General features: G+C 66.8%; 21 protein-coding genes. 11 read left to right on the top strand and 10 right to left on the bottom strand.

Annotated features, from left to right (window positions below):
* Positions 1-80 precede the first annotated feature (80 nt).
* Together glgB and gghA are read left to right on the top strand one after the other, a co-directional pair.
* Entirely contained in the window at positions 81-2,219 is a 2,139-nt protein-coding gene (gene glgB, locus G0Q01_RS26000; protein ID WP_164198312.1) for a 1,4-alpha-glucan branching protein GlgB, read from the top strand.
* A 55-nt stretch (positions 2,220-2,274) separates the two neighbouring features.
* Positions 2,275-4,647, top strand: a complete 2,373-nt coding sequence (gene gghA, locus G0Q01_RS25995; RefSeq protein ID WP_370457354.1) for a glucosylglycerol hydrolase — start codon at positions 2,275-2,277, stop codon at positions 4,645-4,647.
* 73 nt (positions 4,648-4,720) lie between these two features.
* On the opposite strand, the gene G0Q01_RS25990 is transcribed toward gghA, so the two are convergent.
* From G0Q01_RS25990 to G0Q01_RS25980, 3 genes are all read right to left on the bottom strand, one after another.
* Positions 4,721-5,116 carry a hypothetical protein gene (locus tag G0Q01_RS25990; RefSeq protein WP_164198314.1) on the bottom strand — a complete coding sequence of 132 codons (396 nt, stop codon included), beginning with the start codon at positions 5,114-5,116 and terminating at the stop codon, positions 4,721-4,723.
* 297 nt (positions 5,117-5,413) lie between these two features.
* Complete coding sequence (locus G0Q01_RS25985; protein ID WP_164198317.1) at positions 5,414-6,016, bottom strand: NrsF family protein; 603 nt, start codon at positions 6,014-6,016, stop codon at positions 5,414-5,416.
* Positions 5,998-6,552, bottom strand: coding sequence for a sigma factor (locus tag G0Q01_RS25980; protein ID WP_164198319.1), 555 nt, complete (start codon positions 6,550-6,552; stop codon positions 5,998-6,000). The genes G0Q01_RS25985 and G0Q01_RS25980 overlap by 19 nt, the downstream gene beginning before the upstream one ends.
* A 201-nt stretch (positions 6,553-6,753) precedes the next feature.
* On the opposite strand from G0Q01_RS25980, the gene G0Q01_RS25975 reads away from it, so the two are divergent.
* The 4 genes from G0Q01_RS25975 (at position 6,754) to G0Q01_RS25960 (ending at position 9,279) form a co-directional block, all read left to right on the top strand.
* Entirely contained in the window at positions 6,754-7,059 is a 306-nt protein-coding gene (locus tag G0Q01_RS25975; RefSeq protein WP_108969430.1) for a DUF2282 domain-containing protein, read from the top strand.
* Positions 7,060-7,139: 80 nt separating this feature from the next.
* On the top strand, positions 7,140-7,982 hold the full coding sequence (locus G0Q01_RS25970) for a DUF692 family multinuclear iron-containing protein (RefSeq protein WP_164198321.1): 843 nt from the start codon (positions 7,140-7,142) through the stop codon (positions 7,980-7,982).
* The gene (locus G0Q01_RS25965) at positions 7,979-8,713 is read left to right on the top strand and encodes a DUF2063 domain-containing protein (RefSeq protein WP_164198323.1); all 735 of its coding nucleotides are present in this window, start codon (positions 7,979-7,981) and stop codon (positions 8,711-8,713) included. Before G0Q01_RS25970 ends, G0Q01_RS25965 begins: the two co-directional genes overlap by 4 nt.
* Positions 8,710-9,279 carry a DoxX family membrane protein gene (locus tag G0Q01_RS25960; protein WP_164198325.1) on the top strand — a complete coding sequence of 190 codons (570 nt, stop codon included), beginning with the start codon at positions 8,710-8,712 and terminating at the stop codon, positions 9,277-9,279. Before G0Q01_RS25965 ends, G0Q01_RS25960 begins: the two co-directional genes overlap by 4 nt.
* Positions 9,280-9,285: 6 nt before the next feature.
* Here G0Q01_RS25960 and G0Q01_RS25955 read toward each other — a convergent pair whose 3' ends face one another.
* Together G0Q01_RS25955 and gyrA are read right to left on the bottom strand one after the other, a co-directional pair.
* Entirely contained in the window at positions 9,286-9,978 is a 693-nt protein-coding gene (locus tag G0Q01_RS25955; RefSeq protein ID WP_164198327.1) for a M48 family metalloprotease, read from the bottom strand.
* 162 nt (positions 9,979-10,140) lie between these two features.
* Entirely contained in the window at positions 10,141-12,921 is a 2,781-nt protein-coding gene (gyrA, locus tag G0Q01_RS25950; protein ID WP_164198329.1) for a DNA gyrase subunit A, read from the bottom strand.
* Between the two features lie 191 nt (positions 12,922-13,112).
* Between gyrA and G0Q01_RS25945 the strand changes: the two genes are divergently transcribed.
* A complete protein-coding gene (locus G0Q01_RS25945) occupies positions 13,113-13,382 on the top strand; it encodes an usg protein (protein ID WP_164198331.1) in 270 nt (89 codons plus the stop codon).
* 132 nt (positions 13,383-13,514) lie between these two features.
* Here the strand turns inward: G0Q01_RS25945 and G0Q01_RS25940 are convergent, their stop codons facing one another.
* On the bottom strand, positions 13,515-14,078 hold the full coding sequence (locus tag G0Q01_RS25940; RefSeq protein ID WP_108969418.1) for a YSC84-related protein: 564 nt from the start codon (positions 14,076-14,078) through the stop codon (positions 13,515-13,517).
* A 141-nt stretch (positions 14,079-14,219) separates the two neighbouring features.
* Positions 14,220-15,230 (bottom strand): porphobilinogen synthase, encoded by a 1,011-nt coding sequence (gene hemB / locus G0Q01_RS25935; protein ID WP_108969417.1) that lies wholly within the window; start codon positions 15,228-15,230, stop codon positions 14,220-14,222.
* Positions 15,231-15,411: 181 nt separating this feature from the next.
* On the opposite strand from hemB, the gene G0Q01_RS25930 reads away from it, so the two are divergent.
* Both G0Q01_RS25930 and mfd read left to right on the top strand, forming a co-directional pair.
* Complete coding sequence (locus G0Q01_RS25930) at positions 15,412-15,936, top strand: component of SufBCD complex (RefSeq protein WP_370457355.1); 525 nt, start codon at positions 15,412-15,414, stop codon at positions 15,934-15,936.
* A 31-nt stretch (positions 15,937-15,967) separates the two neighbouring features.
* Positions 15,968-19,462 carry a transcription-repair coupling factor gene (gene mfd, locus G0Q01_RS25925; RefSeq protein ID WP_164198333.1) on the top strand — a complete coding sequence of 1,165 codons (3,495 nt, stop codon included), beginning with the start codon at positions 15,968-15,970 and terminating at the stop codon, positions 19,460-19,462.
* Between the two features lie 36 nt (positions 19,463-19,498).
* Here the strand turns inward: mfd and G0Q01_RS25920 are convergent, their stop codons facing one another.
* Both G0Q01_RS25920 and brnQ read right to left on the bottom strand, forming a co-directional pair.
* Positions 19,499-21,460, bottom strand: a complete 1,962-nt coding sequence (locus G0Q01_RS25920; RefSeq protein ID WP_164198335.1) for an HWE histidine kinase domain-containing protein — start codon at positions 21,458-21,460, stop codon at positions 19,499-19,501.
* A gap of 215 nt (positions 21,461-21,675) precedes the next feature.
* A complete protein-coding gene (brnQ, locus tag G0Q01_RS25915; RefSeq protein WP_164198337.1) occupies positions 21,676-23,043 on the bottom strand; it encodes a branched-chain amino acid transport system II carrier protein in 1,368 nt (455 codons plus the stop codon).
* Positions 23,044-23,396: 353 nt separating this feature from the next.
* Here brnQ and hutF point away from each other — a divergent pair, with 353 nt between their 5' ends.
* Entirely contained in the window at positions 23,397-24,761 is a 1,365-nt protein-coding gene (gene hutF / locus G0Q01_RS25910; protein ID WP_164198339.1) for a formimidoylglutamate deiminase, read from the top strand.
* Positions 24,758-25,312: a HutD family protein gene (locus G0Q01_RS25905; RefSeq protein WP_164198341.1), complete on the top strand. Its 555-nt coding sequence runs from the start codon at positions 24,758-24,760 to the stop codon at positions 25,310-25,312. Before hutF ends, G0Q01_RS25905 begins: the two co-directional genes overlap by 4 nt.
* 3 nt (positions 25,313-25,315) lie before the next feature.
* On the opposite strand, the gene G0Q01_RS25900 is transcribed toward G0Q01_RS25905, so the two are convergent.
* Complete coding sequence (locus tag G0Q01_RS25900) at positions 25,316-26,257, bottom strand: LysR family transcriptional regulator (protein ID WP_164198343.1); 942 nt, start codon at positions 26,255-26,257, stop codon at positions 25,316-25,318.
* Between the last annotated feature and the right edge of the window lie 67 nt (positions 26,258-26,324).

Here is a 26,324-nt window from a genome sequence, read left to right as displayed (position 1 = left end):
CTCTTCGCACCGAATGGAGCTACCCTAGGGTCAATCTGGCGGCGGCGTCTTGCTTTAGATCAACCCGGCGGTCGGAAGTCATGCGGCGGGGCGACTTTGACGCCTCGCGCTCACGCATTAGGTTGACTGGAAATCATGGTCCGGCCCTTGCGGCGGGCACGCGTGCGCCGCGCTTTTCTGGCGCGCCCCTCTCGCCATCTCGGGAGCCACCGGGTTTCTTGGCCGGACCGATGCCAAAAAGGGAGCAAGGGCTTATGCAGCACTCGCAGCGACGCACACTCCAGACTGAGCACGATAAGGACGGGCCCCATGCGCCTTCGCAGTTTGGCCCGGTCCTCGGCGAGCTCGACGTCCATCTCATCGCGGAGGGTCGTCACGGGCGGCTCTGGGACGCGCTCGGCGCCCATGTGATCACGCATGAGGATGTCCGGGGCACGCAGTTTGCCGTCTGGGCGCCGAATGCGCAGCGGGTCTCGGTCGTCGGCCCGTTCAACGACTGGCAGGGCGGGGCGGACGCCCTGCAGCAGCGCGGCGCGGGCCTTTGGGAGCTGTTCCTGCCGGGGCTGGGCGAGGGCACGCTCTACAAGTACGAGATCGTCGACGCCGCCGGAAACACCCTGCCGCTCAAGGCCGACCCAATGGGATTCGGCAGTCAGCACCGGCCCGAGAACGCCAGCGTGGTGCGCGACATCACCGGCTACGGCTGGCACGACGCCGACTGGATGGCGGCGCGCGCGGCCCGCAATGCGCCGGACGCGCCAGTGTCGATCTACGAGGTCCACCTTGGCTCATGGAAGCGGGATCACACGCAGAACGGCCGTCCGATTTCCTACAGGGAGGCGGCAACGCAGCTGGTCGACTACGTGGCGGACATGGGCTTTACACATATCGAGCTGCTGCCCATTGCCGAGTATCCCTTCGACGGCTCGTGGGGGTATCAGCCAACGGGCCTCTTTGCACCCACCGTGCGCCACGGCCCGCCACATGAGTTCCGCGACCTGGTGGATGCCGCGCACCGCAAGGGGCTCGGGGTGCTGCTTGATTGGGTGCCGGCGCATTTTCCATCGGATGCGCATGGGCTCGGGCAGTTCGACGGCACCGCGCTTTATGAGTACGCCGATCCGCGCGAGGGGTTTCACCGCGACTGGAACACGTTGATCTACGATTTCGGCAAGCCGCAGGTGGTCAATTTCCTTGCCGCCAACGCCCGCTACTGGCTCGAGGAGTACCACGCCGACGGTCTGCGCGTGGATGCGGTGGCCTCGATGCTCTACCGCGACTACTCGCGCAATGACGGCGCATGGGTGGCGAACAAGGACGGCGGGCGCGAGAACTACGAGGCGATCGACCTGCTGCGCCGGATGAACGCCGAAACCCAAGAGGCGATGCCCGGCATCATGACCGTCGCCGAGGAGAGCACCGCCTTTCCCGGCGTCTCGCGCCCCGTCGAGCAGGGCGGGCTTGGCTTTGGCTTCAAGTGGAACATGGGTTGGATGCACGACACGCTCAGCTATGTCGCGATGGACCCGATTTACCGCCAGCATCACCATCACCAGATGACCTTCGGTCTCACCTATGCCTTTTCCGAGAACTTCATCCTCGCGATCAGCCACGACGAGGTGGTGCATGGCAAGGGCTCGCTCTTGGGCAAGATGCCGGGCAGCGACTGGGAGAAATTCGCCAACCTGCGGGCCTATTACGGGTTCATGTGGGGTCACCCGGGCAAGAAGCTGCTGTTCATGGGGCAGGAGTTCGCCCAGCCCACCGAATGGGACTTCGAGGGCGAGCTGCCGTGGGACCTGCTCAAGCAGCCGGACCACATGGGCATGCGCTCTCTGGTTCGCGATCTCAACCGGCTCTACCGCGAGCTGCCTGCGCTTCACCGGCGCGACTGCGAAGCGCAGGGTTTCGAGTGGATCCTCGCCGATGCCGCGGCCGAGAATGTTTTCGCCTGGGTCCGCAAGGGGGCCGAAGGTGATGATCCCGTGGTCATCGTGTGCAATTTCTCCCCCGTGACCCGCGGTGACTTCGAACTGGGCTTGCCCCACGCGGGCGTCTGGCGCGAAATTCTGAATACCGACGCCGAGATTTACGGCGGCTCGGGCGCCGGAAACATGGGGCAGGTCGAAGCGGGCGCGCCGGGCGCGCAGGGCCGGCCTGCCGCGACGCGCATGACCCTGCCGCCCCTGTCGACCATCATGCTCACCCCGGCGCGCTGAGCGCGGGCCGCACGCAAGGGCCGAGGCGCCCGCAGATCACACAGGAGACCCGGACGTGTACGACCGCATCGAAAGCCTGTCCCACGACGCAGACGCAACTCTCGAGCTTTCGCGATGGTGCGAGCGCATTCTGACCACCGCAGAAGACCGGTTCTCGGCCGGGCGCACGATCGCGCGCAGGCTCGGCGCGCAGGTCGAAGGTGACCGGGTCGTCTTTGGCTTCTGGGCGCCAGAGTTGCAGGACTGGAGCGTCTCGGACGGCGACATCTTCGTCGAGATTTTGCGCCCCGAGGGAGCGCTCGACCTCACGCTGTCGCATAGCGAGACAAGCTTCGACCGGATGCTACTGCCGGTCGAGAGGTGTGAGGCCTTCGTGTTTTCCATTGCCACGGGGGTCAGGGCGGGCAACCGCGCCGAGACCGGCGACTTTTACGCGCTGGTCTGGCGAGATGCCGAAGGCAAGATGACCCGCATCCTCGACCCGCTTGCCATGTCGGTGCCCTTTGGCGCGCTGGCCCCCGCCGAGGTTTACGACGTCGCCTCGATGCAGAAGGACCGCCCCGACAAGGGGTATTTCGAGGCGCTGAAGCGTGACGGCCCGCATAAGTTCGGCGCTCCGACTTCGATCCTGCAGCTGCATATCCCCACCGCCACCGCAGGCGGCACCATCGCCAGCCTCACCCGGCAAATCCACCGCATCGGGGAACGGGTTGCCAACGGTCTGCCGCTGGAGCCGGCGGACGAGCTTTTCATCGGCTATGACGCGGTGCAACCGCTGCCGCTCGAGCCGACCACCGTCTACGAGGCGGGACCGGATTTCTGGACCGAGAGCCTGAGCGAGGAGGGGCGCATCGAGGCCACGCTGATGCGGCCCAACACCACCAACTGGGGCTATGACATCGTCATCGCCGGCATGGCGACGGTAAATCCGGTGCTGCTGGAAAGCGCCCGGCCCGACGAGTTGGTCGATTTCGCCGCCGCGCTGCACAATTTCCCCGGTACACCCAAGAAGCTGATCCTCGACGTGGTTTTCGGTCATTCCGACAACCAGGGGCTCAATGCGCTGTCGAGCCACTACTTTGCCGGGCCCAACATGTACGGGCAGAACCTCGACTACCTGAACCCCTACGTGCGGGCGATCCTGCTCGAGTTGCAGCGTCGCAAGGTGAACTTCGGCGCCGACGGTGTGCGGGTCGACGGCGCCCAGGACTTCAAGTGGTGGGACTGGGCGGCGCAGACCCTGCGCCACGACGATGACTACCTACGCGAGATGTCCGGCCTTGTGCAGGAGGTGGCGGGCACCGAGTACCTGCCCTGGTTCGTCTTCGAGGATGGCCGCCCCTGGCCCGACGAAGACTGGGAGCTGAGCTCGACCTACCGCGCCGTGATCGAGGAGCAGACCCACGACCCCGACGTGTTCCAGTGGGGGCCGCTGACTTTTGCCCACAACACGCCGTTCATCTACACTTTCTGGTTGTCGAAGTACTGGCGGATCAAGGAGATCCTCGCGCACGGGGCGAATTGGATCTCGGGGACGGCGAACCACGACACGTTGCGCCGGGGCACTCAGGTGAACCCCAAGCTGAACATCAACACCCGGCTCGGCGACACCAAGATGGAGATTCTCGACAAGGCCTATGACAACCCGGCGGTGTCGATCCTCACCTATGCGGTCTTCCCGGGCGTGCCGATGGATTTTCTCAACGCCACGGCGCGGGCAAGCTGGGGCTTCATCCGGAACCAGGACGACAAATACGGGGTCAAGGTGGTGGCTGAAGAGGCGATCAGCCTCAAGTGGCAGGTCGACACCTACAGCTACTCGATCCCCGGCAATTTCCGTCGGCTCAAGGAGATGGGGTTCGAGACCCGCGAGGACCTGGCGCGCTTCTTCGAGTTCCTGCCGGCGCTGGTCGAGGTCACCGACTACGACCTCAACACCATTGCCGCCCTGCTGAGCGCGGTCGAGCCGCCGCTGGCCGGGCCGGAGCGCTACACCGTCGGCGCGCTCAAGCGGATCGCCTGCGCCTGGATGGATGACATGCACGAGTATTGCAATGTCTCGCACTACCTGTCGTGGCTCGATCCGACCCAGACCGGCTTCATGCGGCGGCTGCGCGATTTCCGGCAGCAGAACCCCTGGCTGCGCGGCAACTTCGGCCCCGACGACAGCTTCCGTTATCTCGAGCCGATCGAGGGCCGCACGGTTTTTGCCGCCCTGCGCCACGGGCCCGATGGGCGGCGGGTGTTTTCCGTTTGCCACATGGAGGGTCGCGAGACCGAGGAGATCGACCCGCTCGAGCTGCTGCCCGAGGGGGCGCGCGGCGGCGACTGGCGGCTGATCCTGCGCAGCCCGGGCATCGGCGAGGACTACCTTGGCGGGCCAATCACCCTGCGCGATTCCATGGGGCTGGTCTTCGAGGCGGGGTGAGCGCGCTCGGTTCATGGGAAAAGGGGCCGCAACGGGGTGCGGCCCCTTTCGTGCGTATGCGTGGACGCAGTGTTTACCGGGCGGACAAGGCTCGGATGATGCCCCGCTTTTCCACTTCGGGTCGGCTCGAATGCACGACCGCCAAAGCGTCCCCGATGTGCTGGCCGGACATGCGGGACAGCTCTTCATCGGTGAGATATCTGCCCACGAGATCGAGTTGCGTCCGCGAGTAGGTGCGCGGTGCGGACCCGCTGGTGGCGATATAGGCGACCCGTGACGCCTTCTGCGCGTTGGTCTCGCGGCTTGTCGACATGCTGAAAGCGGTCAGGATCTCGGATTCGCTCAGCAGCGACAGCACGGAGTCGGGCACATATTGCGACAGCTGGTCGACAAGGCTCTGTTGCGCCGTGGCCGGGGATGTCGTGGCCAGGGCGAGAGAGAGGGAGGAAATGGCGAGAAAGAACTTCATGGCTATTCCTATCAGGATTCAGAAATCGTCTCTGACAAGGAATTCACGCGACAAGGTCCGGAAATTGCGGGCCCTGGGACAATTGAAAACGAGGCGGGAGAGGCGAAAGAGCCGCCGGAGGTGCTCCGGCTTTTTCACTTGGGAGGTGGGGAAAACCGAAGGTGTCCCAGAGCTTCACCTTACCATAATTCCGCTGTGGATAACATGAGTCTTCGGTGGGCTTCACGAAAATGAGATCGCGTCCCTTCTCCGGGCACCGCTGTAGAGCGCATTTTTACAGGGCGGGAGCCAAGCGGGTCAGACGCCCAGCCAGCGCCGCCCCGCCATGCGCCCGACCAGCCCGCAGAGAACGATGGCCATCCCGTACCACAACAGGAAGAACGCCGCGCTGTCTTCGTCGCAATGCACGGCGTAGACCGCCGCCGCCGCGCCACCCGAGAACAGCCCTGCCAGCAGGCCGCTGCGCGCCGGGCGGGGCTCGACCCGGTGCCGCAGGCCACGGAAGAGCGCAAGGGCAATGGGCAGGGCGAGCGCCGGGATCGACAGCAGGCAGGCCCAGAGCGTCTGGCCCAGAATGTCGCCGCCGCCGAGCACCGAGAGCCCCCAGCCGGCGGCGCTGACCCCTGCCAGCAGCCAGAGTGGCCAGAGCGGCGCCTGCGCCTCGGGATCGCTCCGGCGCAGCAGCGGCCAGGCCGCCAGTGCCACGAGGATCGGCAGGCTCTGCTTGACCAGCAGCGGTGCCATCATCAGCATGCCGGGCCAGCCCGGGCGCATGCCCCAGAACACCAGCAACAGCACCAGCGACACCGCAAGGCCGAAGGCAACGCGCCACAACAGGTGCGGGCGCTTGGCGGGCACGTCATCGGCGGCGAGCGCAGCGATCAGCTCATCGGTGTCCATTCTTCCTCCTTCCTGGCAGCATCGGCCAGACGTCTCAGTGCCCGGTGCAGGGCGACGCGCAGGGCGCCCGGGCTGAGATCGAAATCCTTCGAAAGCGTCTCGGGGTCGGCGCCGCCGATCGCATGTTCCCGCACCAGCGCGGCATCCCGTGGCGAGAGCCGCGACAGCGCCTGCTCGAGGTGAAGCCCCGCCAGCGGGTCGACCGCCGGAGCACCGAGCCCCGGGTGGTCCTCGACCGGGTCGTGCGGCGCGCTCGGGGTCTTGCGCAGGGCGTCGATTGCCTTGTGTTTCACGATCACCCGCACCCAAGGCAGCAGCGGCCGGTCCCGGTCCCAACTGCCCCGCTTGAGATGGATCGACAGCAGCGCCTCCTGCACCACGTCCTCGGCCAGATGCCCGTGCTGCGCGGGCAGGTCATGCGTGGCCATGGCACGCAAGCGTGGTACCAAGCGCTGCAGGCAACCGGCATAGGCCCGCCGGTCGCCGTCCAGCGCCTTGCGCATCAGCGCCTCTATCTCGTCATCGCGTCCGGTCATCTGGGGTCGCCCATGGGGTCGGCTCAAGTCCACCTCTAGGGGAGGTACCTGCGCATACGGGCGCGCGGGACCTCCCGTTACAACAGCGCGCGAATATTTCATCTCTATCACACAAGCGCGAGCCGCGTAACAAAGACACCCCCCGGTCCGAATACCCCGGTGCAGACGCGATGATCTGCCTGTCACACTGGAGAGACGGACATGACCCTTCATAGCAAACACCTCGCCCTCGCCGGAGCCGTTGCCGCCGGTCTTGCGCAATTCGCCGGGGCCGCCCAAGCCCAGGAGCAGGAGAAATGCTTCGGCGTCGCCATGGCGGGCCAGAATGGCTGCGCCGCTGGCCCTGGCACCACCTGCGCCGGTACCGCCTCGGTCGATTACCAGGGCAACTCCTGGACGCTGGTGCCCGCCGGCACCTGCGCCGAGATCGAGCTTCCGGCCATGGCCGACGGCACCCCGCGCATGGGCTCGCTCGAGCCGCTGATGCGCGATCTGCCCAAGGGCTGAGGCTCGCGGCTGACCCCGCGCGCGGCGGCCTGCCGGTTGCCGCGCGCGCCCCATCCCGCCCAAGCCCAGGGAGGCATCCCATGCAGAGCAGCACGCTCCCGAACACCGCCGGAGTCGGCTTCAAGTCGGCACATTTTGCCGAGCTCACCAACCCCGGCGCCGTCAGCTGGCTGGAAGTCCACGCCGAGACCTACATGGTCGAGGGGGGGCCGCGTCTGGCCATGCTCGACGATCTGCGCGCGCGGTTTCCCGTCTCCGTGCATGGGGTCGGCTTGTCGATCGGTGGCGAGGGACCGCTCGATCCTGCGCATCTGGCGCGCCTGAGGCGGCTCATCGACCATGTGCGCCCGGCGCAATTCTCCGAGCACCTCGCCTGGTCCACCCACGAGGGCACATATTTCAGCGACCTGCTGCCGCTGCCCTACACGGCGGCCACGCTCGAGCGCGTCGCCGCCCATGTCGACGAGGTGCAGCAGCGGCTTGGCCTGCGCATGCTCTTGGAGAACCCGTCGAGCTATCTGGTCTTTGAGGAGAGCACGCTCTCGGAGACCGCTTTCCTTGCCGAGATCGCCCGCCGCACCGGCTGCGGGCTGCTGCTCGACATCAACAACGTCTTCATCTCTGCCAGCAATCTCGGCACCTCGGCGCAGGGCTACCTTGCCGAGTACCCGGTCGAGCTGGTCGGGGAAATCCACCTTGCGGGCTACGCCGAAGAAGACGACGGGCAGGGCGGCCCGCTGCTCATCGACACCCATGGCGCGCCGGTGGCCGACCCGGTCTGGGCGCTCTACGCCGAGGTCATCGCCCGCACAGGTCCGCGCCCGACCATGATCGAGTGGGACAACGATGTGCCCGATTTCCGCACCCTCGAAGCCGAGGCCGCGCGCGCCGCACGGGTTATGGCGCGGCGGAGGGCGGCATGAGCGGGCAGGGCGTGTTCGCGGGGGCGCTGCTCGCCCCAGAGGCGCCGCGACCCATGGAGCTGCGCGATCCGACGGGCTCTGCCGCCACGCGCCGCTTCGACGTCTACCGCAACAACGTCGCTGTCGCCCTGACCGAGGCGCTGGCCGCCGCCTTCCCGGTGGTGCAGCGGCTGGTGGGAGAAACCTATTTCGCTGCCATGGCCCGAGATTTCGCGCGTGAGCACCCGCCGCGCAGCCCGGTCATGGCGCTTTACGGTGCCGAGTTGCCGGACTGGATCCAGCGCTTTCCGCCGCTCACCGCGCTGCCCTACCTGCCAGAAGTTGCCCGGATCGAGCAGGCCCGGCGCGAAGCCAGCCTGTCTGCCGATGCCGTCCCCCTGGATCCCCGCGTTCTGGCCGGGCTCGCGCCGGACGCGCTGGCCGCAAGCGCCCCACGCCCGCATCCCGCCGCACGGATTCTGCGGACGCGCCACCCGGCGCTCGCCATCTGGGGGCGCAACGCGGAGCGTCCGGATCTGGCGCAGAGCCCGCCGGGCGAGGTTCTGGTCACCCGTCCGAGGCTCGCGGTGCAGACCTGCGCCGCCCCGGCCGGCTCCGCGGCGACGCTGGAGGCGCTGGCCCGACGCGTGCCTCTCGGTGCCGCTCTGCCAGCGGGGGCAGACCATTCCGCGATCTTTGCCTGCCTCTTCAACGCGGGCGCCCTCATCTCCGAAGGAGACCCCCAGCCATGACCGAACTTGCCCCTCCCGCCGCCGGGCTCCCGTCCCTGCTCGCGCAGTTCGACCGTGCCGTGGGCACTGTGACGCGGAGCGCGCCCGCCGTGCTCGGCCTCACCGGCCGCGCCGTCTTCGCCGCCACGCTCGCCGGCTTCTTCTGGTCCTCGGCACTGACCAAGATTGACGGGTTCGGCCTGTCGCTGAATGCCTATGCGCAGATCTATCCCCGCGCCATGGAGGCTGCTGGCTACGATGCCAGCCAGCTTGGATTTTTCGCACATCTGGTGGTCGCTGCGGGCACCGCCGCCGAATTCATATTGCCGCTCTTGCTGATCCTCGGGCTCTTCACCCGGCTCGCGGCGCTTGGCATGATCGGCGTCCTGCTGGTTGTAAGCCTGACCGACATCTTCGGCCATGGGGTCGACGCCACGGCCATCGGTGCGCTCTTCGACCGCCAGCCGGATGCGCCGATCCTCGACCAGCGGCTGCTCTGGGGGTTCTTGATGCTGGTGCTGGTGTTCACCGGTGGCGGGGCGGTCTCGCTCGACCGCTGGCTGCGCCGCCGTCTGCCGCGCAGCTGAGCCGCATCAGCCCTGTACCGCGGTCCAACGCGCCTCAAGCCGCTCCAGCGCCGCGATGCGCTCCGAGGTCTTGGGGTGCGACAGCAGCCAGGCAGGCATTCCGCGCCCGCCGCCACCGCTCAGCGCCTCGAGCTTGGCAAAGAGCGATTTCTGCGGCGCGACGCCGATCCCCGCCTTGTGCAGCAGCGCCGCGGCATAGGCATCGGCCTCGTACTCGTCGCCGCGCGACAGCCGCGCCGCCAGCAGCGAGGTCAGCGCGTTGGCGATCAGCGGCCCCAGCCCCGGCACCAGCCGCGCCAGCACCATGACCAACACGGTGCGGATCGCGTTCTGGCCGGAGAAGTCGATCATCCGCCGCCGCGAGTGCCCCAGCGCCACATGCCCCAGTTCATGGGCGATCACCGAGGAGAGTTCCTCGGCGCTGACTTCACCGGATTTGTAGCGGTCGTAGAAGCCGCGGGTGATGAAGATGCGCCCATCCGGCGCGGCCAGCCCGTTGACCGGCGCGATCTCGTAGATGTTCACCCGGATGCGCGGCAGGTCCAATGCGGCCGCCATGCGGTCGGTCAGCGCCTTGAGCCTGGGATCGGCCAGCTCGGTCGAGCGCGAGTCCAGCTCGCGCGCGGTACGCCACGCCGAGAAGCGGTAGGCGACGAGGGCATAGGCGATGGCAAGTAGGATCGGGGTGAGCTTGAGCATGGGCGGAATATGGGGCCGCGCGCTGAGCCTGCCAAGGCCCCGCGCGCCACCGGGGCACCGCTGCGGCAAAAGAACTGCCCCGGCCTTCTTCTCTTTTCAAACACGCAAAGAAGAACGCCCGCCCCAGAGGGGACGGGCGTCACATTCAGATCGAGGTCGGGATCACACTTCGGCCGGGCCTTCGCCCGCGTTCCCCTCGGCGCCGTCTACGCTTTCTTCGTCGTCCTGATCGGCGATCCAGGCGACCGAGACCACGGTCTCGCCTTCGCGGGTGTTGAACACTTTCACCCCGCCGGCGCTGCGCGAGCGGAAGGAGATGCCCTCGACCGGCACACGGATCGACTGGCCCGTGGAGGTGGCCAGCATGATCTGATCACCCATCTCGACCGGGAAGGACGCCACGATCTCGCCGCCGCGCATGGATTTCTCCCAGGCGGTGACCCCCATGCCGCCGCGTCCGCGGATCGGGTAGTCGTGGCTCGACGAGAGCTTGCCGAGGCCGCGCGCCGTCACCGTCAGGATCAGGTTCTCGACCGCCGACATCTCGGCGTAGCGCTCGGCCGGCAGCAGGCTGTCGGCGTTGCCCTCTTCCTCGTCCGAGGCTTCGGCGTCATCGGCGATCCCGGCCATGGCCCGGCGCATCTTGAGGTAGGAGGCGCGCTCGTCCGAATCCGCCTCGAAGTGGCGGATCACCGACATCGACACGACCTCGTCGCCGTTGCTCAACTTGATGCCGCGCACGCCGGTGGAGTTGCGCGAGTTGAACACCCGCACGTCCGGCACCGGGAAGCGGATGGCGCGGCCAGAGTCGGTGACCAGCATCACATCGTCGTCTTCAGAGCAGATGCGGGCGTTGATCAGGCGGGTGTTCTCGTCCTCGCCCTCGAACTTCATCGCGATCTTGCCGTTGCGCATGACGTTGGTGAAATCCGACAGCCGGTTGCGGCGCACCGATCCCTTGGAGGTGGCGAAGACGATCTGCAGATCGTCCCAGTCGCTCTCGTCCCGGTCCACGGGCATGATCGCTGCCACCGACACGCCCGCCGGGATCGGCAGGATGTTGACGATGGCCTTGCCCTTGGAGGTGCGGCCGCCCTGCGGCAGGCGCCAGCACTTGAGCTTGTAGGCCATGCCGTCGGTGGTGAAGAATAGCAGCTGCGTGTGAGTGTTGGCCACGAAAAGCTGGGTGACCACATCGTCCTCTTTCAGGCCGCCGCCGGACAGCCCCTTGCCGCCGCGCTTCTGGGCGCGGAAATCGGCGAGCGGGGTGCGTTTGATCCAGCCGGATTGGGTGACCGTGACCACCATGTCCTCGCGCTCGATCAGATCCTCGTCGTCCATGTCGCCGGCCCAGTCGACGATCTCGGTGCGGCGCGGCACGGCGAACTGGTCCCGCACAGCGATCATCTCGTTCGAGATGATCTCGAGGATGCGCTCGCGCGAGCCCAGGATTTCGAGGTATTCCTTGATCTTGCCCGCGAGCTCTTCGAGCTCGTCGGTGACTTCCTTCACGCCGAGCTGGGTCAGGCGCTGCAGGCGCAGCTCGAGGATGGCGCGGGCCTGCGTTTCCGACAGGTTGTAGGTCCCGTCGTCATTCATCTTGTGGGTCGGATCGTCGATCAGCCGAATAAAGGGCGCGATCTCCTCTGCCGGCCAGCGCCGGGTCATCAGCTTCTCGCGCGCCTCGGAAGCATCGGCCGAGCTGCGGATCGTCGCCACCACCTCATCGACATTGGCCACCGCCACGGCAAGGCCGCAGAGCACGTGGCTGCGCTCGCGCGCCTTGTTGAGCAGGAAGGCGGTGCGACGCGCGATCACGTCCTCGCGGAAGTCGAGGAAGGCGGTCAGGAAGGTGCGCAGGGTCAGCTGCTCGGGCTTGCCGCCGTTGAGCGCCAGCATGTTGCAACCGAAGCTGACCTGCATCGGCGTGAAGCGGTAGAGCTGGTTCAGCACCACCTCGGCGGTGGCATCGCGCTTGAGCTCGATCACCACGCGCACGCCCGAGCGGTCGCTCTCGTCCTGTACGTGGGCAATGCCCTCGATCTTCTTCTCGCGCACGCATTCGGCGATGCGCTCGATCATCGTCGCCTTGTTCACCTGGTAGGGAATCTCGTCGATTACGATGGCGAAGCGGTCGCGGCGCAGCTCCTCGATCCGGGTCTTGGCGCGGATGATGACCGAGCCGCGGCCCTCGAGATAAGCCTTGCGTGCCCCGGAGCGGCCAAGGATCACGCCGCCCGTCGGGAAGTCGGGGGCGGGGATGTAGTCGATCAGCTGCTCGGACGAGAGGTCGGGGTTCTCGATCAGCGCCAGCGTCGCGTCGATCACCTCGCCGAGGTTGTGCGGCGGGATGCGGGTCGCCATGCCGACGGCGATGCCCTCGGCGCCGTTGACCAGCACGTTGGGATAGCGCGCCGGCAGCACGACGGGCTCGTTGCGCTCGTTGGCGTAGTTGGGCACGAAATCGACCGTGCCCTTCTCGATGTCCTCGAGCAGCGCCTCGGCGGTGCGGTCGAGACGCGCCTCGGTGTAACGGTAGGCGGCGGGCGGATCGCCGTCCATCGAGCCGAAGTTGCCCTGACCGTCGATCAGCGGCAGCGACATAGAAAAGTCCTGCGCCATGCGCACCAGCGCGTCATAGACCGCCGAGTCGCCATGCGGGTGATAGCGGCCCATGACGTCACCGACGGCGGTGGCGCACTTGCGGTAGTTCTTGGACTTGGTCTGTCCGTTCTCCCACAGCGTGTAGAGAATGCGTCGATGCACAGGTTTTAGGCCGTCGCGCAGATCGGGAATCGCGCGGCTGACGATGACGCTCATGGCGTAGTCGAGGTAGCTCGACTTCATCTCGTCGATGATCGAGATCACCGGGCCACCATGACCGCTCCGCTCGGGGCGCGGAGTTTCTTCTTCGTTTTCGGGGGTTTCCGGCGTGTCGGTCACGTTGCTCGCCTGTCCGTGCTGTCTCTATATGTAGTTGGGACTACCTATATCAGAGGCTAGGTGTGGGGCGCAATGCCGGCGGGTTGCTTATTCTGGCAGCCAACTCGCCACCTGGCTAACATGCTGTTTTATTTGAAAACTAACCGCGCATTGGGCACGCTTGTTACACGGATGTCATGCGAGGTAAAGCGATGGACGAGACTCCCACAGAACTCATGCTCAAGGGCTACGGGCTGACCACGGCGGAACTCTTTTACCGGATGCCCGACTACCAGAACGTGCTGAACACCTTCGTCTGGCAGGAGTACGACCTGGCGCCCGACCATCCGCGGCTGTTTCGGTTCATCGAGTTCTGGCAGGAGGAGATCGAAGGCCCGCTGCACTCGGTGCGCTTCACCCATAGAAAGATGATCTCGGCGGGGGAATGGCGGCAGGTGGTGGGGGAGTTCCGCTACCACTGACGCCTCGCGGACGGTGCCGCCGGTGCGTGCGCATTTGCAAAGGGAAGAAGCCAAAGGGCCTCGAGAGGCCGCCGTCTTTTCGGCAGAAACATTCTAGGGCGAGGCAGGGGGGCGGCGCCCCCCTGCGGCGGATCAGGGAATGATCCGCGTGTATTTCACGCCTTCCAGAGTAGCGCCCATGTGCAGGCCCGACTTGCCGAAGATCACCGCGATGATCGGCGCGAGCGAAGTGGTGGTCTCGGCCGCCAGCGTCTCGCCGCCCTCGGGGATGGCGTATTCGATGTTGGCGCCCGCGGCCCAGCCCGGCGAGCGGCGGAAGTTGGAGAGCGCGTCTTGGGTCATGAAGAACAGCACATGCGCGTATTGCTGCGCGCCGATCTGCAGTCCGCCCGAGCCCTTGACCACCGAATAGTAGTCCACCGTGGCGTTGTTCACCTTCAGCGCCCCGCGTCCATAGGCGCCGCCGAGGCCGAGTCCGGCCTCCGTGATCAGCGGCATGACCAACATGCCGGCGGATTTCGCCGCGAGATCGCGGGTGCCCGGATATTGCGCGTACATCTGGTTCACAGTGGCGTTCACCCGCGCGTCGATGGTCTGTGCGCCGCTGCCACCCACGCCGTTGCCACAGGCGGCCAGCGCGCCGGTCGCGCCAAGCGCGCCGAGAGTCAGGAGGAGTCCCCGTCGATTAAAGGTCATTCTGCTCAATCCTCGTTGATGTCCGGTCGTTTGGACCGGCCCAAGCCTCTTGTCCGGCTGTCCCGCCGGTTGTCCCTTCCTAGTATAGGCAGCCCGGCCCGGCCTGTCACTAGATCATGCGGGCCGTCGCAAAGGCGCCCGCTAGCCGTTGAGGAGCCGCGCTGCGGCCGGGGCGAAATAGGTCAGCACCCCGTCGCAACCGGCGCGCTTGAAGGCGGTGAGGCTTTCGAGCATGACCTTGTCGCGATCGAGCCAGCCGTTCTCGAAAGCCCCCGCCAGCATCGCGTATTCCCCGGACACCTGGTAGGCGAAGGTGGGCGCGCCGAACATCTCCTTGGCGCGGCGGCAGATATCGAGATAGGGCATGCCGGGCTTGACCATGATCATGTCGGCGCCTTCTTGCAGGTCGCGTTCGATCAGCCGCATTGCCTCGTCGGAATTGCCGGGCTGCATCTGGTAGGTCTGCTTGTCGCCGCCCATCGCGCCCTTGAGCGCGCCCGCCGCGCCCACCGCATCGCGGAACGGGCCATAGAAGCCCGAGGCGTATTTTGCCGCGTAGCTCAGCAACAGCACGTTGTGGAAGCCCTCGGCCTCCAGCGCCGTGCGGATCGCGCCGATACGCCCGTCCATCATGTCCGACGGGCCGATGATGTCCGCCCCGGCGCGGGCCTGGCTCAGCGCCTGCTTGACCAGAGCGTCAACCGTGCGGTCGTTGACGATCTGGCCGTTCTCGATGAAGCCGTCATGGCCGGTGATGTTGTAGGGATCGAGCGCGACGTCGGTCATCACCGCGATCTCGGGCACCGCCTCTTTGATGGCGCGGGTGGCGCGGTTGCTGAGGTTCTCGGGGTTCCAGGCCTCGGCACAATCCTCGGTCTTCAGCGAAGCGTCGGTATAGGGGAAGAGGCAGATCGCCGGGATGCCGAGCGCATGCGCCTCGCGCGCCGCCTCGACCACCTTGTCCACCGACAGCCGGTTCACCCCGGGCATCGAGGCGATGGGCTCGACGATCCCCTCGCCGTCGCGCACGAAGACCGGCCAGATGAAATCGCCCGGCGTCAGCAGCGTCTGCTGGGTCAGCGCCCGGATCGCGGGGGAGCTGCGCAGTCGGCGCAGGCGTGTGGCAGGAAAGGCGGAAATCACGGGTTTCATCGGGCGTGTCCTTCGTATCCCTTGTCAAGGTTACCCTTGGGTGGCATGGAAAGACGCCTGTCACAAGGGCTCCCGCCGGGGTGCCTGCCTTGCGCTCGGTGCGGGGCCGGATGGACCAAGCGCCGGGACGGGCGGCAAGTGAGAGGGGCCCAGCCGCCCCGAAGGAAAGAGTGGGGACGCCGTGGACTGGACCGGGCTCGTTTTCGAAACCATCGACATGCGGTCGTTTTCCAACCTCTGGTTTTGGATCGCGCTTGCGGTGTTCTGGTCGAGCAACAGCCACTGGGTGCTCGGCGTGCCCTTCGACATGGTCGGCCGCGCCCGCAGGCAGGGCGGACAGGCGGCGCAGGACCTCGAGGACATGGTGCGCATCCAGGTGAACCGGCGCCTCTTCATCGCCGAGCAGGCGGGGCTCTGGCTGGTCGCCATCGTCTCGGCGCTCTTGGCGATGCTGGCGAGCCTTGGCTTCTGGTACGACATCGAACTGGCGCAGGCGCTCTTTTTGCTGGGCTTTCCCATGGCGCTCGTCGGTGGCCTGAGCATCGCCGCCGCCGCGCGCATCCGGGGCCAGAATTTGACCGGCGAGGCGCTGTGCCACAAGCTGGCGGTGCTGCGCTTCTGGGTGCAGGTGATCGGCATGATCGCGATCTTCGTCACCGCAATGTGGGGCATGTACCAGAACCTCGCGCACGGCGTTCTCGGTTGACGAAGGCCCGGCGGCGGGTCATTTGAGCGGTATGTCCCAGTCGCTTACCAGATCGGCCCGTATCACCAAGGGCGGCGCACCCGAGGGGTTCGACGCCAGGCTCCTTCTTGCCGAGGTCGAACAGACCGGCGGGCCGGTGCTGCACATTGCCCGCGACGACAAGCGCCTCGCGGCGCTGCGCGAGGCGTTGGCGTTTTTCGATCCCGGCATGCCGGTGGTCACCTTTCCGGGCTGGGACTGCCTGCCCTACGACCGGGTCTCGCCCAATCCCGACATCTCTGCCACGCGCATGTCGACCCTTGCCGGGCTGGTGCACGGCATGCCGGAGCGCTTCGTGCTGCTCACCACGCTTTCGGCCGCCATGCAGCGCATCCCCGCGCGCGAGGTGCTGCGCGAGGCGGCCTTTGCCGCGCGGGTCGGCGACCGGGTGGACGAGGCCGCGTTGCGCAATTTCCTCGTGCGCATGGGCTTTTCCAACGCGCCCACGGTGCACGAGCCGGGCGATTACGCGGTTCGCGGCGGCATCATCGACATCTTCCCGCCGGGCGAGGGAGGGCCGGTGCGGCTCGATCTCTTCGGCGACGTGCTGGACGGCGCACGGCGTTTTGATCCGGTCAGCCAGCGCACCACGGAAAAGCTCGACGTGGTCGAGCTGGCGCCAGTCTCGGAGGTCATCCTCGATGACGCGGCGATCACACGCTTCCGGCAGAACTACCGCATCGAATTCGGCACCGCCGGCTCGGATGATCCTCTCTACGAGGCGGTGAGCGCGGGGCGCAAGACGCAGGGGATGGAGCACTGGCTGCCGTTCTTCCATGAAAAGCTCGAGACGCTTTTCGACTACCTGCCCGGTGCGCCGGTGCTGATGGACGACCAGATCACCCCGGCGCGGCTTGCCCGCTGGGAGAGCATCGAGGACCAGTCCCAGACCCGCCGCCACGCGATGACCCAGAAGGGCAGGCTCGACTCGGTCTACAAGCCGGTTCCGCCTCAGCTTCTGTACCTCGACGAGGCGCATTGGGACGCCGCCGTCGCGGACCGCCGGGTGGTGCAATTCTCGCCGCTGCCACAGGCCAGCGGGCCGGGAGTGGTGGACGCGGGCGGGCGCATCGGGCGCAGCTTCGCCCCCGAGCGCCAGCAGGAGAGCATCAGCCTCTTTGCCGCGCTCGCCGACCATGTGAAGAAGCAGATGGCCGAGGGGCCGGTGCTCATCGCCTCGTGGTCCGAGGGCGCGCGCGAGCGCCTGACCGGTCTCATCGAGGACGAGGGGCTGGCCGAGGCGATCCCGGTGATCGACGGCACGCGCATCGGCAAGCGGGGGTTGCACCTGGCGGTCTGGGGGTTGGAGCAGGGCTTTGTCGCGCCATGGGGCGATCCCAAAAGCGGCCTGAAGCTCACCGTGATCTCCGAGCAGGACGTGCTGGGCGATCGGCTGATCCGCGCGCCCAAGAAGCGCCGCAAGGCCGAGAACTTCCTCACCGAGGCCCAGTCGCTCTCGCCGGGCGATCTGGTGGTGCACGTCGATTTCGGCATCGGCCGTTACCAGGGGCTCGAGGTCATCACTGCCGCCGGCGCCGCCCACGAGTGCCTGCTGCTGGAATACGCCGAAAGCGCACGGCTCTACCTGCCGGTCGAGAATATCGAGCTCTTGTCGCGCTATGGTCATGACGAGGGGCTGCTCGACAAGCTCGGCGGGGGCGCGTGGCAGGCCAAGAAGGCGCGCCTCAAGGAGCGTATCCGCGAGATGGCGGACAAGCTCATTCGGGTGGCGGCGGAGCGCGCCCTGCGCAAGGCGCCGATCATCGACCCGCCGCCCGGCGCCTGGGAGAGTTTCTGCGCGCGTTTTCCCTATACCGAGACCGACGACCAGATGGGCGCCATCGAGGACGTGCTCGGCGACATGACCAGCGGCCAACCGATGGACCGGCTGATCTGCGGCGACGTCGGCTTCGGCAAGACCGAGGTCGCGATGCGCGCCGCCTTTGTCGCCGCCATGTCCGGCGTGCAGGTGGCGGTGATCGCCCCCACCACGCTGCTCGCCCGCCAGCATTACAAGAGCTTTGCCGAGCGCTTCCGCGGCTTCCCGATCAACGTCGCGCCGCTGTCGCGCTTTGTCTCTGCCGGGGACGCCGCCAAGACCCGTGACGGTATCTCGAAGGGCTCGGTCGACATTGCCGTCGGCACTCACGCGCTATTGGCCAAGGGCATCCGGTTCAACAACCTTGGCCTCTTGATCATCGACGAGGAACAGCACTTCGGCGTCTCGCACAAAGAGCGGCTGAAGCAATTGCGCTCGGACATCCACGTGCTGACACTGACCGCGACACCGATCCCGAGGACGCTGCAGTTGTCGCTGTCGGGTGTGCGCGACCTGTCGATCATTGGCACGCCCCCGGTGGATCGCCTGTCGATCCGCACCTATGTCTCGGAATTCGACGCGATCACCGTGCGCGAGGCGCTGCTGCGCGAGCACTATCGCGGCGGGCAGAGTTTCTACGTCGTGCCACGCCTTTCGGACCTTCCCGAAATAGAGCAGTTCCTGCGCGAACAGGTGCCCGAGGTCTCGTTCGTGGTGGCGCATGGCCAGATGGCAGCGGGGGAACTCGACGACCGGATGAATGCGTTCTACGACGGCAAGTACGATGTGTTGCTGGCAACGACCATCGTCGAGTCCGGCCTCGACATCCCCACCGCCAACACCATGATCGTGCACCGCGCCGACATGTTCGGCCTTGCCCAACTCTACCAGATCCGCGGCCGGGTCGGGCGCTCGAAGACCCGCGCCTATGCCTACCTGACGACCAAGCCGCGCACCAAGCTCACCGACACTGCAGAGAAGCGGCTGCGGGTGCTCGGCTCACTCGACACTTTGGGGGCGGGCTTCACGCTGGCCTCTCAGGATCTCGACATTCGCGGCGCCGGAAACCTGCTCGGCGAGGAGCAGTCCGGCCAGATGCGCGACGTGGGCTACGAGCTTTACCAATCGATGCTCGAGGAGGCGATCGCCAAGATCAAGTCGGGCGAGCTCGAAGGGCTCACTGACGACGATGGCCAATGGGCGCCGCAGATCAACCTCGGCGTTCCGGTGCTGATCCCCGAAGACTACGTGCCCGATCTCGACGTCCGTCTCGGGCTCTACCGGCGTCTGTCGGAGCTGACCACCAAGGTCGAGCTCGAGGGCTTTGCGGCGGAGCTCATCGACCGTTTCGGCAAGTTGCCGAAGGAGGTCAACACGCTGATGCTCGTGGTGCGGATCAAGGCGATGTGCAAGCACGCCGGGATTTCCAAGCTCGACGGCGGGCCCAAGGGCGCGACGGTGCAATTCCACAATGACAAATTCGCCAAGCCCGAGGGGCTGGTGGAGTTCATCCAGGCGCAGAACGGGCTGGCAAAGATCAAGGACAACAAGATTGTCGTGCGCCGCGACTGGAAGAGCGACGCCGACAAGATCAAGGGCGCCTTCGCCATCGCCCGCGACCTCGCCGAGAAGGCCGGGGCGATCAAGGTCCGCAAGGACAAGGGCTGACACCGGTCGGACAGAGGGGCGCCCCTCTGTCCCGGCTCAGAGATTCTCGATGGTCGACAGAAGCTCGGATTCCGAGATGGGCTTCGAGAGCCGCGGCACACCTGTGCGTACTTCGCCGTCGTAGCCCGAGATGATCACCACCGGCACGCCCCTGGCGAGCAGGTGGTCAAGAAGCGGCGTGGATTTCTGGCCACCGAGGTTCTCGTCGAGCAGCACGAGATCGGGCAGGCTCTCGGCGGTTCCGGCGAGCCCGGCGGCTACCGACGCGAACTGGCCAAAGATCGCGTAGCCCGCATGTTCCATCATGCCCACCAGGTCCATCGCGATGATCGGCTCGTCCTCGACGATCATCACCGCGCGGCGTGGAGAGCTGGCGGGGCCGGCATCGCCTACCTCCGTCTGCGGTGCGTCGGCCTGCGCGGACCAGGCGCCTCTGGGCAGGGTGATCTCGTAGCGCAGGTGGCCGGAGCCGATCGTCCTCGCGATGCGCCCGCCGAAATGGTCCTGCGCGATGCGGGTTAGCAACTGCGTGCCGAAACCGCCGCCCTGAGAGGCCACCTCGGGGGCGCCATCCCCCGGGAAGTTCTCGTCCCAATGCAGCGACAGGACCCCGTCGGTCGCGAGGGTCCAGCGCAGGCGCAATGTCCCTTCGGTCGTGCGAAGCGCCCCGTGTTTCACCGCGTTGGTGGTCAGCTCGTGAATGAGCATGGCGACCATCTGTGCGTCGTTGGGATCGAGCGGCACGCAGGGGCCCTCGAGGGTGACCCGCTGGTGGATCTCGGAGCCATAGGGAGAGAACTCTTCCTCGACCACCTCGCGCAGCCGCACATCCTCCCATTTCTTGCGCGACAACAGCCCGTGGGTGCGGGACAGAGAGGTGATCCGCTCGTCCAGCTTCTCGCGGAACTCGGCGACCGTCCCGGCCTTGATCAGCCGGGCGGTGGACCGCAGGATTGCCAGCATATTCCTGGCGCGGTGGTCGATCTCCTGCGCCATGACCGCTTCGCGCGCGAGGGTCTTCTCGCGGGCGACCCAGCCCATGACAAGATCCATCACCCGCTCGACCAGCGATACGTCGAGCACGCTGTAGGCCCGGAGCCGGGTCCAGTGCAGGACCATCGCCTGCTCCAGCCGGCCGCCGACGATCCAGGGCACGAAGATCGCGTTGGAGATCCGCCGGGCATCCAGGTAGGCGCGGCCTTGCGGGTCGAGGTCCGGGTCTCGTCGGGTCAGGAACAGCGTCCTGCCGCCGCGCAGCTCCGCTTCTGCGGCAGAGCTGATCCATGGCAGGTTCGTGTCGGCGTGCAGGCCAGCCTGCGGGGCGGTCCAGGATTGGGCAATCTCGAAGCTCTCGCCCGCGCCGCCGGGAACGGTAAGCCGGACTCCCACAGCCGAGAGATGCAGGCCAAGTCGCTCGATCGCTATCCGCAGACCTTCCTGCGCCGAGTTTGCGCCGCGCAGCGCCTCGTTGAGCTTGACCAGAAATTCGGCGTTGCGCCGCTGGATGACATTGTCGGTCGTCTCGCTGCCGGTGTTCCACACCCCGACGATATTGCCCTGTTCACCGCGCAGCGGGGTGAAGCTGTAGCTCCAGTAGGTCTCCTCCTCGAAGCCGTAGCGCTGCATCGGAAGCATGTTGTCCTGGAGAAAGACCCCCTTGCCGGAGCGGATCACCTCGGAGAACTGCGGCTCGATGATCGGCCAGATGTCGCTCCAGACCTCCTTGGCCGGAGCGCCGAGCGCCGCCGGGTGGCGCGGGCCGGGGATGGGCGCCCAGGCATCGTTGTAGAGCAGGCGCAGGTCGGAGCCCCAGTAGATTGCCGTCGGGAAAGCGGAGTTCAGGCAGATCGCCAAGGCCGAGCGCAGCGATTGGGGCCACTCCTCTGAGGGGCCGAAAGGATGCTCGCTCCAATCCGTCTCGCGGATCAGGCTGGCCATCTCGCCGTCCCCGGCAAGAAAATCCATGGGCCCGAAAGCCGGGCTCTGTTGACGAAGCATGCGCGCCTTCCAGATAAGGATGAAGCACAAGGATAGCATCTAATGTCGCCGTGGCGACTAGGCGAAAGTGTAGTTTTAAAAATATCTTAGGTTGTTTGCACTTTTGCCTTCGGGCGGCTGCGCCCATGGCGAGGCCGGGTTCCGTAGGGGTGCCTTGACGCGAAGAGATCCCGCAGCACCGCCGGGGGGAAAATTCGGCGGTCGAAGGAGCGGACTTACTCGGCAGGCAGCCGCTCCGCGTCGGCAGCACCCGCATCGGACCGCCCCGAGAGCTTCCAAAGCCCCCCACCGACAAGCCCGCCCACCAGGGCCGGCAGCAGCCAGGCGAAGCCCGAGGTGGAGAGCGGGATCACCTCGTGCATGTGTTGAAGCGCGGCCGGCATCGCGCCGCCCATCTTCTGGGCGAGGCTGGCGACAAGGTCATAGACCCCCATCAGGATCGCCAGGATCGTCGCGCCCTTCCAGACGCCGTCGTTGAGCCAGGCACGCGGCAGCAGCCCGAGGATCACGATCGCGATGCCCACCGGGTAGAGCAGAAGGAAGATCGGCTCGGCCAGCGCGACGATGTAGTCGACACCGCCAAAGGCCTGCACCAGCGAGGTGAGCGAGACCGCGAGCACCCCGGCCTTGTAGCCGACCCGGCCGCGCGTCCACTTCTGGATGTACTCTCCCAGCACCGCCGTCGCCCCGACTGCCGTGGTCAGACAGGCAAGCAGCACGGCGACGGCCAGCATGTTGGCGCCGATCTTGCCGGCCAGCTGCCCGACCAGCGCGGTCAGCAGCCCCGCCTGCGGCACGTCCGGGGCAAGCACGCCACTGCCGGTGGCGCCGAGGTATTCCAGCCCACCGTAAACGAAGAAAAGCCCGAGGAAGGTCACCAGCGCCATACCCCAGAGCGCCGCGGTGTAGCGCGGGCCGGGGGTATAGCCACGATCCCGGAAGGCCTCGATGAAGATGATGCCGAACATGATGCCGCCGAAGACGTCGCCGGTCTGGTAGCCGGTCAGCAAGCCGAGCCGGAAGGGCGCGGCCTCGCCGGTCTCGGCGGGCAGGCCGAGCGGCGAGAGCACCGACCAGACCACGATGAGCCCCAGAAGCCCCAGCAGCAGCGGAGTCAGCACCCGGCCGATACGGTCGATCACCCGCGAGCGGTCGAGGGCGAAATAGGTCGAGACCAGGAAGAAGAGCGGCACGAAAGCCCAGATGCCGATCTTGGGGTCGAGCGCCGGGGCGAGCGTGCGGAAGCCGGTCTCGAAGGCGACGCTTGCGGTGCGTGGTACGGCGATCAGCCAGGCGAGCCCGAGCATGGTGACAAAGAGCAGCGCGGCGCCGAACCAGGGCGCGATCGGGGCGCAGAGCCGCTCCACAGTGCCGCCCCGCAATCCGAGCGCCACCACCGAAAGCACCGGCAGCACCATGCCGGTGATCAACAGGCCGACCAGCGCCGCGCTCCAGCCGTCGCCTGCGAGAAAGCCGATCTGAGGTGGGAAGATCAGGTTCCCCGCACCGAAGAAGACGGCGAACATCGCCAGCCCCACGATCACGGAATCCCGTATCACCCGCTGTTGTCCGGTCTGCGCCATTCGACTTCTTCCATTGAGCTTGCGTTCTGAAGGGGCACCCGGCGCGGCCCGAACGGCGGCACCTGAACTGGAAAAGACTGCGCCCCGCGATCTGGCTGTCCTAGACGCTCGGCCGGTCGGCGGGTCCTCGGCACTGCCGGGAACGCGCTGCGTGGGCGCCGCTATAGAGATGGGGGCGGCGGAAGGGAACCCCGGCGGCGCGCCCACATGTGCGACCTAACGTCCCCTGTGCCAGAGGGCAGGCTGCGGTTCGCCAGCGGTCGAGGCCGTTGCAACGCGGGCGCGCCAAGCAGGCTTGCCAGAGGGGGCCGGATGACGGTATTATTAAGTCTATACAAATAGCGCGAGGGATCATGGCTACACAGGTTTTCGCCGGGCAGGCGCTGCTGCCGGAGGGTTGGGTGCAGGATGTTGTGATCGGCTACGATGCGGCGGGCACGATCACGCGGGTTGAGGCCGGTGCCGAGCATGCGCCCGGCATGGAGCGCGCCGAGATCCTGGTTCCGGCGCTGAGCAATCTGCACTCGCATGCGTTCCAGCGCGCCATGGCGGGTCTTGCCGAGGTTGCCGGCCCCAGCGCCGACAGCTTCTGGACCTGGCGCGACCGCATGTACCGCTGCGTGGCCAGCATGACCCCGGACGATATCGAGACGGTTGCGCTCTACCTGCAGATCGAGCTTCTGAAGGGCGGCTTCGGGCATCTCGTCGAGTTTCACTATCAGCACCACGATGGCACCGGCGCGCCCTATGCCACCCCTGCCGAGACCTCGCTGCGCCAGTTCGAGGCGGCGCGGCAGAGCGGCATCGGCCTCACCCTGCTGCCGGTGTTCTATGCGCAATCCGACTTCGGCGGCGTGCCGCCGGTCGAAGGGCAGCGCCCCTTCTTGCACGACGTCGACGGCTACCTGCGGCTGATGGAAACCGTCCGCGCCCGCGCTGCCGAGGATGGCCAACTTGCCGGCTGCGCCATCCACTCGCTGCGCGCAGCGACGCCCGAGCAGATGCGCACGATCCTCGCCGCGCTGCCCCAAGAGGCGCCCATCCACATCCATGTCGCCGAGCAACTGCGCGAGGTCGAGGCCTCCATTGGCTGGTCCGGTCGTCGCCCGGTCGAATGGCTGCTGGACGAGATGCCGGTCGATGCGCGCTGGTGCCTGATCCACGCGACCCATCTGACCGAGACCGAGGTCACCCGGATGGCCCAAAGCGGCGCCGTGGCGGGCCTTTGCCCCGCGACCGAAGCCAACCTCGGCGACGGCATCTTCGAGGCGCGTGATTTCCTCGCGCAGGGTGGGCGCTTCGGCGTCGGCACCGACAGCCACGTGGCGACCTCAGTCGCCGAGGAACTGCGGCTGCTGGAATACAGCCAGCGCCTGCGCGACCGTGCCCGCAACTGCCTCGCGGCGGGGGAGGGCAGCTCGACCGGGCGCCGCCTGTTCGATGGCGCGCTGGCCGGGGGCCACCAGGCGGCGGGGATCGCCAAGTCGGGTCTGCAGGTCGGGGCCCCGGCAAGCTGGCTGGCGCTGGATCACGCGCATCCGTTCCTTGCCACCGCGGGCGGCGATGCGCTGATCGATCGCTGGATCTTCGCCCTGGGCGATCAGGCGATCCGCGATGTCACCGTGCGCGGCAAGAAGGTCATCGACAACCGGCGCCATGCGCTCGACGACGAGATCGCGCCGCGCTTCGCCGAGGTGCTTCGGAAGATTCAGGCATGAGCCTCTTTGCTCGGATTTACCGCGGCGCCGGGCGCGCCTTCGCCCCCTGGAAGAACGGCGGCGGCGAAACGGCAGAGATCCTTTGCGTGCCGCAGGGCGCCGGTTTTGATGCATTTCACTGGCGCATCAGCACGGCCAAGGTCGCGCAGTCCGGGCCATTCTCGAGCTTTCCCGGCGTGCATCGGAACCTGACAGTGATCGACGGCGGGCCGATGCGCCTGAGCTTCCCGGATGGCACTGTTCAGGAGCTGGGGGCGCAAGCCGAGCCCTTTGCCTTCAGCGGTGAGATCGGCTGCGGCTGCGATCTGCTGGGGCCGGAGCTTCTGGACCTCAACGTCATGGTGCGCGTGCCCTATCGGGCTGAAGTCTTCCGGGGGGCGCCGCGCAGGCCGAGCACTGGCGCGCTGACCTGCCTCGTTTTCGCCCTCTCGGAGCTGCCCGGCATCGGCCTCGATCGCCATGACCTCGCGGTGCTGTCCGAGGCGGAGGAGGTTGCCGCGCTGGCTCCCCATGCCGCGCAGCTCATCACCGTCGAGATCAGCGCGGCTTGAAGGTCAGGAGAGCCTGCGTCGCAGGCTCTCCACCATCAGCTTGGTCGCCGGGTGGCGCTCCCAGTTTGGGCGCAGGGCAATCTGGAACCGGGCGTTGTAGGAAAAGAGGTCGGGCCGGATCGCGCGCAAGCGCACCATGTGCGACAGGGTCTGCGCCATGTGGTCGGGCAAATAGCCGAGGTAGCGCGCCGAGAGGATCAGATGCCCCTCGGCCTCCATGTCGACCACTGTGGCATGCGGCGCGCTGATCGCGAAGATGCGGGTGTCGCGCGAGCCCCAGTAGCCGCGTGCGATGATGCGGTGATCGCGGATGGTCTCGATGCCGATCTCGGCGTCGGGCACGTCGAAAAGCGGATGCCCTTCGGCGCAGTAGAAGTTGTGCTGCTCGTCGAAGAGGTCGATGTAATCGAGCCCCAGCGCCACCTTCGGGAAGCTGCCCACCACCATGTCGACGCGGCGCGCGAGCACCTCGCTCAGCAGCTCCGAGGGGTTGAGCGTGACCAGCTTGAGGTGCACCCCGGGCGCGCAGTCGGCGAAATCGGCGATGGCGCCCGAGACGCCGTTGTTCGGGTAAGAGATCATGTTGTCCACCAGCCCGAGCGTGAAATTGCGCGGCATGCGCGAGCCGAGCGCCATGGTGCGTTGCCCGAACTGGTCGAGCGCCGCGACCAGTTTCTCGCATTCCTGGTAGAACTGCTCGCCCGCCTCCGTGAGCGCAAAGCCGCTACGGCCCCGGCGGCAGAGACGCACCCCGAAACGCTTTTCCAGCGAGGAGATTTTCTCGGAGACGGTTGAGAGCGCCAGGTTCAGCTCGCCCTGCGCCGCGGTCACGCCGCCGGCCTCGACCACGGTCATGAAGATCCGGATCAGCCGGATGTCGATGCTCTCGACGGAGAAGTTGACGCGCCGCCCGAGCGCGGCATTCGGGGTCTCGCGTTTCACCATGGCTCCGGCCTTGGACTGTGTGGGGAGATTGTGACGCTTTCACCGGGAAAGGCCAAGCGGTCAAGGG

It is taken from the genome of Salipiger sp. PrR007, from assembly GCF_010499845.1.
GTDB lineage: Bacteria > Pseudomonadota > Alphaproteobacteria > Rhodobacterales > Rhodobacteraceae > Salipiger > Salipiger pacificus_A.
This window is presented reverse-complemented; position numbering and strand designations above follow the sequence as displayed.